The sequence below is a fragment of the Paenibacillus sp. A3M_27_13 genome (assembly GCF_024213315.1).
In the GTDB taxonomy this organism is placed as follows: Bacteria; Bacillota; Bacilli; order Paenibacillales; family Paenibacillaceae; genus Paenibacillus; species Paenibacillus polymyxa_B.
Window position 1 is genome coordinate 109,696 of sequence record NZ_JANAVE010000007.1, and the last position, 14,481, is coordinate 124,176.

Annotated in this window: 11 protein-coding genes; 2 read left to right on the plus strand and 9 right to left on the minus strand. The window is 44.5% G+C overall.

Annotated elements, in window-relative coordinates; genetic code table 11:
- Nucleotides 1–230: 230 nt before the first annotated feature.
- From NLX82_RS20985 to NLX82_RS21000, 4 genes are all read right to left on the minus strand, one after another.
- A complete protein-coding gene (locus NLX82_RS20985) occupies nucleotides 231–1,889 on the minus strand; it encodes a response regulator transcription factor (protein WP_053326116.1) in 1,659 nt (552 codons plus the stop codon).
- Nucleotides 1,882–3,672 carry a cache domain-containing sensor histidine kinase gene (locus NLX82_RS20990; RefSeq protein ID WP_254349012.1) on the minus strand — a complete coding sequence of 597 codons (1,791 nt, stop codon included), beginning with the start codon at nucleotides 3,670–3,672 and terminating at the stop codon, nucleotides 1,882–1,884. The genes NLX82_RS20985 and NLX82_RS20990 overlap by 8 nt, the downstream gene beginning before the upstream one ends.
- A 165-nt stretch (nucleotides 3,673–3,837) precedes the next feature.
- Nucleotides 3,838–4,419 carry a peptide deformylase gene (def, locus tag NLX82_RS20995; RefSeq protein WP_028541815.1) on the minus strand — a complete coding sequence of 194 codons (582 nt, stop codon included), beginning with the start codon at nucleotides 4,417–4,419 and terminating at the stop codon, nucleotides 3,838–3,840.
- Between the two features lie 218 nt (nucleotides 4,420–4,637).
- A complete protein-coding gene (locus tag NLX82_RS21000; protein ID WP_028541814.1) occupies nucleotides 4,638–5,693 on the minus strand; it encodes a YrpD family protein in 1,056 nt (351 codons plus the stop codon).
- Nucleotides 5,694–5,912: 219 nt separating this feature from the next.
- Between NLX82_RS21000 and NLX82_RS21005 the strand changes: the two genes are divergently transcribed.
- Nucleotides 5,913–7,322 (plus strand): RCC1 domain-containing protein, encoded by a 1,410-nt coding sequence (locus tag NLX82_RS21005; RefSeq protein ID WP_028541813.1) that lies wholly within the window; start codon nucleotides 5,913–5,915, stop codon nucleotides 7,320–7,322.
- A 184-nt stretch (nucleotides 7,323–7,506) separates the two neighbouring features.
- On the opposite strand, the gene NLX82_RS21010 is transcribed toward NLX82_RS21005, so the two are convergent.
- The 5 genes from NLX82_RS21010 to NLX82_RS21030 form a co-directional block, all read right to left on the minus strand.
- Nucleotides 7,507–8,481, minus strand: coding sequence for a polysaccharide pyruvyl transferase family protein (locus tag NLX82_RS21010; RefSeq protein WP_023990345.1), 975 nt, complete (start codon nucleotides 8,479–8,481; stop codon nucleotides 7,507–7,509).
- On the minus strand, nucleotides 8,456–9,835 hold the full coding sequence (locus tag NLX82_RS21015) for a lipopolysaccharide biosynthesis protein (protein ID WP_028541812.1): 1,380 nt from the start codon (nucleotides 9,833–9,835) through the stop codon (nucleotides 8,456–8,458). Before NLX82_RS21015 ends, NLX82_RS21010 begins: the two co-directional genes overlap by 26 nt.
- A 73-nt stretch (nucleotides 9,836–9,908) precedes the next feature.
- Complete coding sequence (locus NLX82_RS21020; RefSeq protein WP_053326118.1) at nucleotides 9,909–10,862, minus strand: glycosyltransferase family 2 protein; 954 nt, start codon at nucleotides 10,860–10,862, stop codon at nucleotides 9,909–9,911.
- Nucleotides 10,863–10,903: 41 nt separating this feature from the next.
- Nucleotides 10,904–11,845, minus strand: a complete 942-nt coding sequence (locus NLX82_RS21025) for a glycosyltransferase family 2 protein (RefSeq protein ID WP_068938263.1) — start codon at nucleotides 11,843–11,845, stop codon at nucleotides 10,904–10,906.
- A 204-nt stretch (nucleotides 11,846–12,049) separates the two neighbouring features.
- Complete coding sequence (locus NLX82_RS21030) at nucleotides 12,050–12,850, minus strand: DUF1836 domain-containing protein (protein WP_068938264.1); 801 nt, start codon at nucleotides 12,848–12,850, stop codon at nucleotides 12,050–12,052.
- 224 nt (nucleotides 12,851–13,074) lie between these two features.
- Here NLX82_RS21030 and NLX82_RS21035 point away from each other — a divergent pair, with 224 nt between their 5' ends.
- Nucleotides 13,075–14,445 carry a hemolysin family protein gene (locus tag NLX82_RS21035; RefSeq protein WP_028541809.1) on the plus strand — a complete coding sequence of 457 codons (1,371 nt, stop codon included), beginning with the start codon at nucleotides 13,075–13,077 and terminating at the stop codon, nucleotides 14,443–14,445.
- Nucleotides 14,446–14,481 lie beyond the last annotated feature (36 nt).

Genomic DNA, 14,481 nt, shown 5'->3' on the forward strand with positions numbered 1-14,481 from the left:
CATTATATAGAATAAATTTAAATGAAATAGAATCGAAAATGTGAACATCGTGTCAAATATGTGTCATAACGATGGCGATTTGATGAAAACGGCCTAAACTACATAATAAATGTGACATTTTCGATTGATCTATCCATTTATCCGCCATAAAAAAGAGCCTCTCTTCGTTCGGAGGTCGTACCTCCGACATCTGTAAGAGAGACTTCATAGCGTTAAACCTAGGGATTCTATCAACAGCCATCTGTTCCTCCGTTCTTTTGAACCCGATTACGGTAGGAGGAAGGTGACATTCCAACATACTTTTTAAATTTACTATGAAAATAATCTGCATTCGCATATCCTACGCGTTCCGCCACCTGGTGCACCTTAATTCCTTGAGCAAGCAATTCTCTTGCTCGCTCAATCCTCACCTTATCCAGGTAGGCATTAAAGGCCTCGCCAGTATGACTTTTGAACAGTTTGCCCAAATAGCCACTATTGTAATTGAACATATCTGCCAGTAACTCCAGTCGCAAATTTTCATCATAATGACTATGTATAAAGTCAATCATTTGTTTCATGATGATGCCCTTGCCACCAGATTCAGTCTGGCCAATCCATTGCAACACATGCTCCAGCGAGTGATCCACCAGCTCGCCCAATGTGGAATAAGCATATACATCGATTATAAAGCTGGAGTGCTCCTCTAGCACGGTTCGGCTGTGATCCTGTCCGGCTGCATACTTGTTCAACGCCAGTGTGAATGTTTGGGCGAACGCCGCCTTGATTGCAGATTCTGTGCGATAAATCCGTGGAAATTGGCCTTCCATTTCCTTAATGACACGGGTTGCAGCTTCACTATTAGCCATATCTAGCGCATAATACAGCTTTTCTGCATAACGTAGGGGATCATCTGTGGCACTATCAGACGCTCCACTCCTTTCAGTCTCGACTGTCTCCAATTCGTGTAGGTCTCCGGAAAGCATGGCTCTTTCTGCCCGGAACAAAAACGTACGTTCTAACAATCGTAGTGCCTGCTCAAAAGACCTGGGAATGTCGTTAAGAATGGCTACAGGATCACCGGCAGCCACATAAATTTCCTTTGCCCACGGCTTTAGCTCCTGTCGCCAAGCAGCCAGTAACTGAACAGCATCTTTCTCCGTTTTTAACGTGGCGGGAAGCAAAAGACCCATATATATTCCAGCCTCAAACACGATACCTCTGCCCTGCTCATGGCACAATTCTGTTAGCCGCTGCTTTGCTGCCGCCAGCCGAGCTTGCCGATCCCAGTCAGGAATACGTAAATCGAGCAGAATAACCTGATAGCTACTCCAGTCCAACGCTGGTAACACGGGCTGTTGTCCATGTTTTCCGTTACCGCTTTGATGTTCAGCTTGCTTGGATGCTCTGTGAAGAGAATCGCTGCTTTCCACAGCATTACGAGCATGCTCTTGATGAACCGGAAACAATAGTGCTTCGATCCAATTACGCTCATGGGAAGGCGGACTTCCCCATTTGCCATCTTCTTTCTCGTCCTCAATGTTTTGCCGTACCCGTTTCAACTCTGTCGTCATTTCTTCCTCATCAACTGGCTTCAGTAGGTAGCCATCCACCCCGAAGCCCATGGCTTGCCGTGCATAATCAAAGTCTGCATATCCGCTTAATATGAGAAAGTGAAACGGCTCTCCGTTCTTTTCACGTATGCTTCGTATGACCTCCAGCCCACTCATCCCGGGCATACGAATATCTACAATGACCAGCTCCGGTCGATGCTCTCCGAACTTATCCAGAGCCTCGCGTCCGTTCCCTGCCGTATCGACAATACGGAAGCCACAATTCCCCCAGTCAATAATGGAGGACAATCCTTCACGAATCGCAGGCTCATCATCTACAATCATTGCTTTATACATTCGACTCTTCCCCCCTTGGTATGGAAAAGTATACGGTTGTTCCTTCTTGTAATGCGCTTTCAATATGCAGTCCATAACGTTCGCCGTACATCAATGTTAGACGTTGATGTACATTACGCAGGCCAATACTGCTTCCTTCCGGCTCTTCCGTCCCCCTGATCCGAGCTAGCAGACGGGTCAGTTGCCCAGCTTCCATGCCAATCCCATCATCTTCTACTTTAATTTTTAGCTCTCTTCGTTCTATTGCAATATCTACCTTCACGGTAACTGGCTCTTCCTTATTTTCCAGGCCATGAATGACTGCATTTTCCACCAGCGGTTGTATGATTAAGGGAGGAATCGACAGGTCCGTCGCGCTTTCTTCCAAATTCACTTCATAAATCAAACGATTTCCAAATCTGAACTGCTGAATTTGTAAATAGGATCGCACCATATCCAGCTCCTGTAGTACCGTCGTTTTACCACTGCCAATCTCCAGATTCCGGCGCATCAGCCTGCCAAGCAAACGCACCGTCGTTGCAATTTCCGCTTCCCCATTCAGATGTGCTTTCATTCGAATGGATTCTAACGCATTAAACAGAAAATGCGGATTAATTTGGCTAGCCATCATTTTTAGCTTGATATCCTTTTGTGCCAATTCCAGTCTGTTGTTATGCTCACTCGTCTCATAGACCTGCGCCATGAGTTGGCGAATACTGTTCACCATATAGTTGAAACGGCGGGATAAATCCCCGATCTCGTCCCTTCCCTCCACACTCGATACCACATGAAAATCGCCCGCGGCTACCTTACCCAGTTCATAGCTCAACCGCTGTAGGCGTTTGGTAATCAGCCAGGAAATGATGGTGATCAGAATCAGTGCCATAACCAGCACCGCAAGAACACATAGAGCACCAATCAAGCTAATTCGGTTGGCTCCCTGTACAATATGCTCCGTCGAAAACACTGAAATAATCGTAAATCCGCTCACACTGGAGGCGGGCAGCAGCTCATCCACGATGATGTTGGAGGACTTTCCGTTGATTTTCGCTTCATATATTCCCTTACCCGCACGCTGAACATCAAAGCCCAAATGTAAATCTCCCAACGTCTGACCCACCGACTGCGGACGAGTAGCTGCGACCACAATACCATTACGATCTGCAATCAATGTTTCAAAGGGCTCCTTGCTCAGCATATGATTCAACTCGGTCTGACTCAGCGATATCATCAGAACTCCCTTGGTATTGTATTCGGGAAATGGAATTTGCCGTACCAGGCTCAGGCGATTAACCGGGTTATCTTCCTTATCATGAATGTAAAACCAGTTAATCGCCGTCCCCTTCAAAGCCGTTTGGAACCACTGCTGCCGCTCAATGTTAGAGTCCACTGGAATAAACTCCAGATTATTGACAAGCGTCGGATTGTACGAATAGAACCGGATGGTAGCAATCTCTCTATATTGCTGAGTATACTCATTAAAATCCTTGTATTGATGATACGCATTCATCAGCTCCACCATACCCGGATACCGTCTGTTCGCCATCTCCCTCAACCTCTTATCGAACATGAGCCCATTTGAAATATCCGTTGGCACACGCAGTAAATTTGCCGTCTGGCTCTTGATCTTTTCCACATTGTTTACTGTCTGGGCAATTGCACTATTCAATGCCTGCTCTCGCAAATAAAAAGTAACGCAGCCGCCTACCACCAGCACCGGGATCATGACAATCAGTACATAGGAGAACAGCAGCTTATTCCGCATACGCATATTATTCATCAGAAGCCGTACTCCACGATTCATGTCATCCCTCCCATAAGATAAGCGCTTACATTTTTGTGTATTTTCACATCCTCTATCACGAGCTACATGTTTCCAGTTTAAAGCTTCGTAACCTCTATATCCATATTTTTTTGCAAAATTAAAAAAATGTGGCGAACGGAGTCACCACACTTTACGGATCATGAGCTATTTACGTACAAAAGGTTCGATATGCACTCCCTGCGGCAGCTTGTGCGGATCTTCCGGATTGATACGGTCATAGAACATAATACCGTCCAAATGGTCCATTTCATGCTGTACTACAATCGCTGCATAACCTTTGAAAGTCAATAGCTCCTGTGTTCCGTCTGGCAAATTGGCCTTAATACGAATTTTTTCATAACGAGGTACATATCCGGCTACGTACCGATCTACAGACAAGCACCCCTCACCTTGTTCCAAATAAATCATGGACGTGGAGTGGCTGACCAGCTTCGGATTAAACAACGCATACTCTACCGTTTTGTCCCCATCTTCATAATAAATAGCGCACATTCTTTTGTTCAAACCTACCTGGTTCGCAGATAATCCCACACCCGGGCGCAGTTCATAGCGGGTAGCCAGCTCTTCATTTTGGCTATTTTTCAGATAATCCAGCATCCATTGCATCTGTTGAAGATCCTCTTCAGACAGTGGCAAGCATACCGGATCAACCTTCGTACGCAAAATAGACTCCCCTTCACGCACGATATCCTTCGTGAGAAGCATGTCCATCGATTGATTACTCATTCGTCAGCCTCGATTCATTAAAATAAATATACTTTCATGTTATTCAGCAAAAGTTAGGGGAGTTCCCAATATTCCTACAAGTTTTATCCCATAAATTATATCTATTCATGAAATGAATTGTCAAAATGAAGCGGTAGTGGAGTGTAAGCAAACAATATGGCTTTTAATAAAAAAATAAAACCGCTCCTTAGAACGGTTCTATAAACTATATTAATATACTATTTTGAAAGCTTAAAAGATGTACTATTTCCACTAATTGTGACTTGAGTATTGGCTACTTCATCTTTAACTGGTGTTTTGGCTATCCCGTCAATTGATATTTCACTTAGAGTAGAATTCATCTGCCCGCTTGCTCCGGAACCAGCAATAGTTGCTAACAACTTATAATTAACTACACTGTTCACTCCAATATTTGATTTAGAAAAGATAGTGGTCAGCTTAGTATCACCATGTCTTGAACATCCAAGATCCGCACATATAGCAGTTCCCGCAAGTTTTAATCTTACAGCGTTATGTTCAACACCACTAGTATAGTTCCTCCATAAGTCCATCTGAACTGGCTGTCCAGTAATATACCCATTTTTATATTGTACCTGATTATAACCATCAAGTAGATATGAAGTTGACAGTGGATCGTCCCCACCTATTTTAAGATAAGGCTGCCAAACTCCCGGAGCATCTCCTTTACTATAAGCCAATCCTGCATCAACTTCCAATCCCCTTGCTGTAAACCCTGTATACATATACGGGGTTCCATTTGTAGCCAGCAAAGTAGAGTTACTTGATGTAGTAATGGCCCTAGTCTCAATGTAGTTACCTGTCGTACTATTGACCAATACCCTTCCTCCAAATCCTCCTTGTATTGCTTGTGGTTTAATAACGTGTGTTTCCTCTCTACCATTTTCAACTGGTAAAATAATCAACTCTGGATCTTTAATTGAAGAATCCTCATAAAAAAAGAGGTTAGTATCGTCCAAATAACAGTAGTCAACAGTTTCATATGTAGAAGATTCAATAGATGCATTCAATGATTGACTATTTGCTTTTTCTTCTCTAACAACTTTTTTGGCTTGAATAATAAAGTTGTTTATCTTTTCCTGGCTAACCTCAGCATCATTTTTTACTGTAACATTTTTAGAATGTTCTAATCCATAAGTTGATTGCGTTACTGAATCGCTAACTTTTTCCGTAATATCTTCGTTATTAGCCGAAGCAGTAACACCAATTGAAGAGAATAACAGAAAGATAATTATTGAGAACTTTACCTTTTTCATTCACTCTCACCTCATCCTAATTTTTGAGAAAAATTTTTGCTATTCCCCTTCCCTAATATTGTAAAAATTTTCACCCAAAACATATAATAGTATTTCATTATTCATTTGTCTACATTTTTTATGGAAACAAATACATATTAGCTGGATTTATTTGCAATTTCTTTCTTGTTTATGGTTATATGATATTAGAAGTTATTTCAAAAAAGGAGAGAGCATATCTTGAAAAATCAAAATTTAAAGCAATGTTTCATAGCTTTATCAGTTATTTTATTAATTTTCTCCTCTTGCTTAGTTTCAAAAGAAGCATATTCAAACGAATATGTAAAACCATCTCCAGATATAGTTCAATTTTCAAGCAGTGGTGAACATACTTACGCTATTGACAATCAAGGAAAGCTACTTGCATGGGGGCGTAATGAAGATGGGGAATTAGGCTCAGAAGACGGCATAAATCGTTCCGTACCCTCTCCTGTGGTTTCTATGTCATCTGATACTTTTAAACAGGTCACCACGGGTCGCTTTGGTTCTCTAGCCATAAAAACAGATGGTACCGTTGTTAGTTGGCAAAGTAAAAAAAATCAAGGTCGTAGTGTTGCCCCTAAAACCTTCTCAAGCCTAAAAAATGTTGTAAAAATTGCCGCCGGAGGAGATCACTTTTTAGCATTAGATCAAAGCGGGCAGGTTTGGGGCTGGGGTGATAATTCTCGGGGACAATTAGCCAACTTTAAGTCATCTTTCATCAATGAACCAACTTTAATAAAAGATCTACCCATGAATATTGTGGGTATAGCAGCTACGAATCAGGGTTCCTTTGCACTTTCCAAGGATGGAACATTGCTCTATTGGGGCGGCGACAATGAAGATGCGAATATTAAAGAACCACAGCTGCTTAAACAACTTAAAAAAATTAAAATGATTAAAAGTGGAGATTTTGCTATAAGTGCAATTGATATGAATGGCAACGGGTGGACATATAATCCGCTAGAGAGCAAAACTAAACAGTTTAAAATTCCACAGAAGTTAAAAGATATCTCTGCTCAATTCGACCACACTGTTTCATTTGTAACAACTACTGGCGATGTCTGGATTTCTGCTGGTAATTCCAATCCAGAGAAAGTAAAGGGGCTTGCTAATATATCGGAAGTAAACTCTGGAAACGACTTTACAATCGTAAGAACGGAAAACAATAAATTATGGAGTTGGGGGAGCAACGTTAACGGTCAACTTGGAATTGACTCGACATTGAAAAATGTAAAGCAACCGACTATTGTAGTGAAGCCTATTCAATTGACCGTAGATGGCTCTATCATGGATCTGACTACCACTCCCAAATTACTGAACGGCTCAGTCTATGTTCCTTTCAGAGGAATATTTGAAAAATCAGGAGCTAAAGTCATTTGGAATAGTAGCCAAAGGGATCATGTCACCATCACAAAAGGTAAACTGACTATAGAACTAGTTGTAAACCAAAAATTCGCATTGGTTAATGGAAAAAAAGTAAGTCTCGCTGCTCCTCCAAAATATATAAACGGGAGTATTTTGGTACCGATCAGATTCATTTCTCAAACCTTGGGTGCAAAGGTAAACTGGAACGCATCAAAATATGAGGTAACTGTCAATAATCAATAGAAGCCAAGAAAGAACGAGCGATCATCCCATTAAATATGAATAGCCTTAATAGTTCACAAGCTTAACTCTTAACTATCCTTATTAATTTAACACAAGCAAAAATCTCCTATACCAATGAAATGGTCAGGAGATTTTTTGCCGTTATCATACCTTTGAAATTAATCATACGTATCTTTTCTTACTATTAAGATGGCTGCTCCAACGCACTTGGAGCTTCACTAAACAGCTGCGCCTTTGGATTCGGCTGTGTCCAGGTATTATAATATTGCGAGTTCTTGCCGTAGGAATTGTCAATGACAACGTGCGGCATATCAAGCAGACAGGCCAGAATGTGACCGTGCAGCCGTGAAGTGCGAACCTCGCGGTAAGAGCTGAACAGCGTAACCGCTTTGTTCATGAGATGGTCTGTGTACTTGTACCAGAACGTACGTGTAGGCAACGGTCCACCGATTTTCTTATCCAGTCGATAAAACTTCTGGAAATAGACAATTCCCTTCACTTCCAGCGGAGTGAACAAAGTATCCCAGTCCAGCCGGTGAGCGGCATCTGCCTCGTCATCGAACTTCTTTTGTCCACCCACCGTTTCAATATCAGTCCGCAGGAAATACAATACATCCTTCACGGTTTCCGTAGTCGGCTTCAATGGCCAGAGCTGGTGCGCCATATCAGGGCATAGTGTGATACTGCACTGGTTCAGCTTGTCCTTAGCCCACTGATAAGAGCGTGTATCCCGCACAAACATATGTAGATCCGGATGAGCATTGAACAAGGCAGCGACTTCATTAGCCTTCTGTTCAGATTGAAAGTGGATCGTCTGCGGCATAATTACAATTCGGTGGTTAGGGAAATCGCGAACGATGCGTTCTCGCAAATTTTGGTGATTTGAATAGAGATCGCCGAAGTTGCCGCCGCCGTGGCACACGATAATCCAGTCACCCGGAATTTGAAGCCGATCGGGAATATCCATAGCGCTATAACGGGCACGGACACGGATGCCATTATCCTTGAAGAACGCTTCGGTGCCTTTCATGATGAGTACATCCCCACCGTTATTATAGACGGGATAATCGACATAAATGATATTCGAACCTTGGGGGACTACGTCGAGAATGACGCTCAGCTTATTTTTCAGTTTAGCCATGGGATGCAAATTCGGCATCTTTCAGTTCTCCCTTCCTGCGCTTCTTTTGTATAGTCTGAATGACAAATGTAATGTCACTTTTATCAAAAATGATCCGTGATAGCGGAACATTGAAAAACATCGGGAATGAGAACAGTGAGAACGCCAATCGTACACAAGCGCCTACAAGCAAAGCAATCGCAATGCCGTCCAGACCAAAGATCGGTGTACAAATAAAAAATAGACCGACGGTGATCGCATAGGCTACAATTTGCCGGAACAATACCAGTCCCGGACGTCCCAGCGCGTTAAAGGCCGAAGCCAGAATCCATGAGCCGCCACCAATGATACATTCCAGTGACAGCAGGTAGAACGTTAGCGATGCTTCCAGAAAAGCGGGGCCGTACAGCAAACCCAGCATGTATCGTCCAATGAAGAGAGCAGGCACAATGACGATTAGCATCGCAGCCATAGAGATGCGAAAAGCACGACCTACTGTTTCGACAATCTTGCTGTGCTCCATCCCCGTCACCTTAGGAAAAGTAACGTTAGTGACGGCATTTTGCACCACATTGAACACACGAGACAAGGCGTAGACGACAGAGTACAGACCGAACGCTTTGGGTGATAGCAGCGCCACAATAACGATTTTGTCCGTTTGTGTGGACAGCGTCCCCATCAGCTCCATCCCGTAAACCCTCGCTCCATAGCTATAATAAGGACGAAGCACTTGGCGGCTGGTAAATGGACGGAAAGCACGCAAATTCATATACTTGCGCAAACGGAGGAACGCCCATACTAGCGCAAGGAAACTCGCGGCAAAATTCACTGCTCCTGCCAGCTGCACATTGAGCAGGCCCATCAGCCACAGTGTCACCAGACCGATGAAATTCAGTAATGGGTAGTAAAACAGCAGGCCGTTATATACGCTAAATCGATCCAGCCCTTGCGACAATGCTGTCGTCAGCGCTGTAAGCACTGCCAGCGGTATGGCTGCCGCACAATAAAGCTGGGACAGCTGGATGATGTCCGCACCATAACCATTCAGCCACAGCGGCATGCATATCCAGGCCACCGCTCCCGCCAACAAGCTGGCAGGCAACTGAATCCAGAGCGACAACGCCAGCAGTTCTTCCGTCGTGCCTGTTTTCTTCTTGATGTTATAAATTAACGACGTTGGTAATCCGAAGCTCAACACACTGCCGATCAACGTAGGCCAGAACAGAACTGCCGCCAGTTCTCCTTTCCCCTCTACTCCGAGCATACGTGCGGTCAGGATGGAAGTCAGGGTCGTGACGATTAGCACAAAAAAATTGTTAAAGCTCGTGCGCATGATCGTTTTGGCGAGACTGTCACCCGTGAATACTTTCCTTGCTGCTGTCCATGTGCTCATGTTACGTCCAACTCCTGTTCCTTATTAAGCCTCTCGTCTCTAAGCTCACATTGCGTCTTTTGACGCACCTCCATCAGCCTACCGTTTTTTTGGAATTGCGTTCAGGCAACTGTCCCCCGCCAACAGGCTCCTTTGGACTTGAAAAGATTGCTTTCAACGCTCTTCTATAGCCTTGAATGGCAGTATGATTTTTCTTGGGCTTTTCTCTCAAAATCTGATACAACGTCGTCCAGTATAGTGCTGCATAACCAATCGGCCCAGATCCCTCGTCACGCAGCAAATGAATATGATTCATCACCCGCATATAAGTAACCTGCTCCATATTGTCGCGCGAGGACGGCGATTCGTGATGAAGTAGCGTAAGCGCCGGGTTAATGTATAACGGACCGCTTTTCATTGCGATGCGCGAAAGTAATAAATCCTCGCCTACGCTATAGCTTTGCAACCAAGGTACCGGCTCCAGACTGCGAATCGCCTCACGGCGAAATGACATATTGCAGCCATGAAAAAACTGGGTTCTAAACGTCTTCTTGGCTTTATGCCAGTTATACATCGAGCCGGACTGACCGCTGAGGGACAACCTCCCTTTGGACAAAGACTGCTGGAATGACAGCAAGCATCGAATCGTTCCCATGAAGCTGTTACTCATTCCCTGTGCAATACCGCCGACACCAGCGGCCTGCGGGTAAGCCTCATAGGTACGCATCAACTCATTCAAATAGTTGCTCGGCAGCTCAACGTCATCGTCAAGGAACAAAATGATGTCACCCTGCGCAAGTTCAGCTGTCTTTACACGAGATAACCATAATCCCGGCTGCTCCTTGCGATGATATCGGTAGGTAATTCCCGCTCTGCCCAACTGACGCTCATAACGTTCCAGCACATGCTTCGGCAGTTCTCCGTCGTCAATAATCCATAGCTCGGTTTCACATGCCTCCGGTGCTCCCCCAATGGCAATTGAATTAATGCATCGGGTCAGATCATCAACCCGATTTCGGGTGCACAGAGCAATGGACAAGCTTAACATCATACTCCCCCTTTATCCTGTCAGTGTGTAAAGAAAACAGTTTACTGAACCGCCGGGCCTAAATATTCGTTATATTTTTGCTTGCGCGGGTTCAGAATGAACAACACCCCCTGCTTGTATCCATCTGCGGCATTAAAATTGCGACGCAGCGTTTCTTTGAGCATCAAGTAGGATAAGGTCCATAAAAGGGCTCCATACTGAATCACTCCAGCCTTTTTCAAAGCAAGAAAATAATAGTGGTTAATTGCTGTAGCCTTGGCTACTTTGCCCGCCTTATCGCGCGAGCTTGGAGATTCATGATGAATGATGGTTAAGTCAGGATTGATAACCAATTTGCCGTAACGGCTCGCCAACTGGCACATGTACAAATCGTCAGCCACGGCATAACTGGTCATCCACGGATACGGCTTCATGTCCCGAAGCGCATCCCTCCGAAATGACATATTGCAGCCATGGAAAAATTCTGTATCGAAAACCTCAGTCGCTTCGCCCCAACGTAGCAAAGAACCTGCCAGACTACTAGGCGAGAGCTTGCCGAGGGATGAAGACATCTGAAATGTCAAAACGCCCAGCAGCTTTCCTGCCCGGCTCGAATGTAATCCCTTTGCAATCCCTCCAACACCCACAATCGTTTCATCCTGATCATAGGTATCGAGCAAGCGCCGGATATAGAGTTTATCGTCCAGTTCTGCATCATCGTCAAAATACAGCACAATATCATACCGCACAAGAGACAAGGCCTCATAGCGGGACAACCAAACGCCGGGACGACTTTTTTTATAATATTTCAAAACGCCTTGAGGCAATCCGGATACCATGTGACGGTACTGCTCGATCTGTTGGTCGGAAATATCGCCGTCATCAACAATCAGCAGTTCTACAGCCGTATGATCCAATTGCTGCTGTACTGCAATAGATTGTATACAGCGTGTCAGGTCTTCGATCCGGTTGCGGGTACAAATGATGATGGAGACATCGGACATGCCATTACCTCCTGTGTGTGTATCCAGATGCTTTGGAAGAGATATTCAAAGTTTTTCCAATTGCTGGATTATATATGTTTATTGTATCTTTGACAGCGTTTTAGTGTATATACCTCTTTTGTATACTTTTTCAGTCTCCAAAAGGGTAGCCAATCCTCTAAAAAGAGCAAAAAAATAGGATTGGCTTCTAGTGCCAATCCTGATTTACCCCTGGAAGTCCAGAAACAACGTCGCATTCACATACCGACGTGCCATGGACAAAAAATAACTATTTTGCACCGCTACCGCTGCCACCAGCAAAGTATTACGCACTGCTTCACACTGGTTAGGGGTCAAATGCTGTAAACGGCTGGTGTATTGATCGGCCGCCTGAACCAGCAGCTCCTCTGTCGCAGCTTCCTGGCGCTGCTGTCCTGTAACGGAATTTCCGTTGTCCTTTGCATAGCCTGCTCCAGCAACATCGAGCAGTTGGTCTCCGTTCGCATCCAGCTCCTCAAACAAAGTTGAATAAGCGGCGTACAAATCGACCGGCTGAATCAGATCGTCCGTATCATCTTCGGGTTGTTGGAACAGGATATGAAATAGCTGACGAATGGATTCAAAATCAAGACATGATTTTAAATCTTCCACAATGAGCAATATAGCTGCCTGGTTGACCGAGTATTTTTTGCCGATCTTCGGAGCGCCGAGAAATTCCTTGAAGTCGCGTTTGACCCAATTTTGCATAGATGCCAGTGAGACATGACTGTATTCGACCAGTTGACCCAGGGAAACGATCTCCTGCAGCGAAAAGGCTGCGCTGTGCTTACCCTTGATGATTTTATCTAGCACAGGTGTCACGTCGGTGTATAAAAATGTCGGCATCGTGCTCCCGGAACGGGCGAGATGGCTATGAGTGCGCCTCCAGGCGTCCTGTAGAACGGCCAAAGGCTGCAATTCGCGGCGACCTTCCATGGCCAGCAGCAAATGGGCCATATCACGACGAGTAAGGGTAAAAGACTCCATCTGCTTTCCTCCCTTTATTACATTTCAAGTTCATTTGAACTCATCATACGCCCTCAAACTAGGCTTGTAAAGTGAAGCAATGAGCCGTGCGGGTTCTATTATGCCTTATTTTCCGTGTAAATTGGAGGTAGGTGACCTGCTATGATTCCATATGAACCTTGTATATTTCCTTTTAAGTTCTTAAAATAAGTTCAAGTGAACTTAAAATGGAGTTCCTTAAAAAATTGAACGAAAAAGGGATGAGTGAAAATTATATGGGTATAGGTGTCAGTCTATTTTTGTTTGCGGTGTTGATTTTATTTAGTGCTTTTTTCGTGGCTACCGAGTTTGCGATTATTAAAATCCGTTCCAGCCGGGTCGATCAGCTGGTCGTGGAGAACCGTAAAAACGCACTGGCGCTACAAAAAGTCGTCAATAATCTGGACGGCTACCTGTCCGCCTGTCAGCTTGGTATTACGATTACAGCGTTGGGACTCGGCTGGCTCGGTGAACCGACCGTAGTCAAATTGCTGGAGCCTCTCTTTCAACAGCTCAACATCAATGGGGATTTTTCACATATCCTGGCCTTTATTATTTCATTCGTCATTGTAACTTACCTGCACGTGGTGATCGGCGAACTGGCTCCCAAAACATTGGCGATCCGCAAAGCGGAAGCTGTCAGTCTGTTAACCTCCCCAGTCATTGTGTGGTTTAATCGGATTATGTATCCGTTTATTTGGCTCCTTAACGGCTCGGCCAATCGTCTGGTTCGTCTGTTTGGTCTTCAACCGGCTAGTGAGCATGAAGAAGCGCACTCTCAGGAAGAAATTCAGATCATTTTGTCCGAAAGCGTGGAAAGTGGTAAGATCAATAACACCGAATATGGCTACGTAAATCGTATCTTTGCTTTTGACGAGACCGTTGCCAAAGAAATTATGGTACCACGTACAGATATGGTATGCTTGTTTACGAATCGCTCGCTACAAGAAAACATGCTGACTATTCACGAAGAGCAGTATACCCGTTTTCCGGTGGCGACAGACAGCAAGGATCAGATCATTGGTATGATTAATACCAAACAGCTATTCCTTGAGTATGATCGCAATCCAGAGCTTGTTTTCGACAGTCTGATTCAACCGATCTTGACCGTTCCGGAAGTTATCCCCGTCAACACACTGCTGAAACGTATGCAGAAGGAGCAGGTTCATATCGCTCTCCTGGTCGATGAATACGGTGGAACCTCCGGCCTCATTACCATTGAGGACATTTTGGAGGAGATTGTTGGCGAAATTCGGGACGAATTTGATAAGGATGAACGGAAGGAAATCGAGAAACTGACGGAGAACAGTTATTTGATGGATGGTAAAGTGATGCTTTCCGATCTGAGTGATCTGACGGGCTTGACATTGGACGATGAAGACGTGGATACTGTCGGAGGGTGGGTGTATAGCCGGGTTCCGGAACCTAGACAGGGCAAGGAATTCATAGAAGAGAATGTGAAATTTATCATTCGTGAAATGGGTAAAAATCGTATTCGTCGGGTGGAGATTATTTTACACCACACATCCCCCGCATCTGAATTGGAAGCAGAATCGGACACTTCTTCCCGGGAGTGAACCGTGTGACCTGAGCGTTTATCTTTGCACTTGACA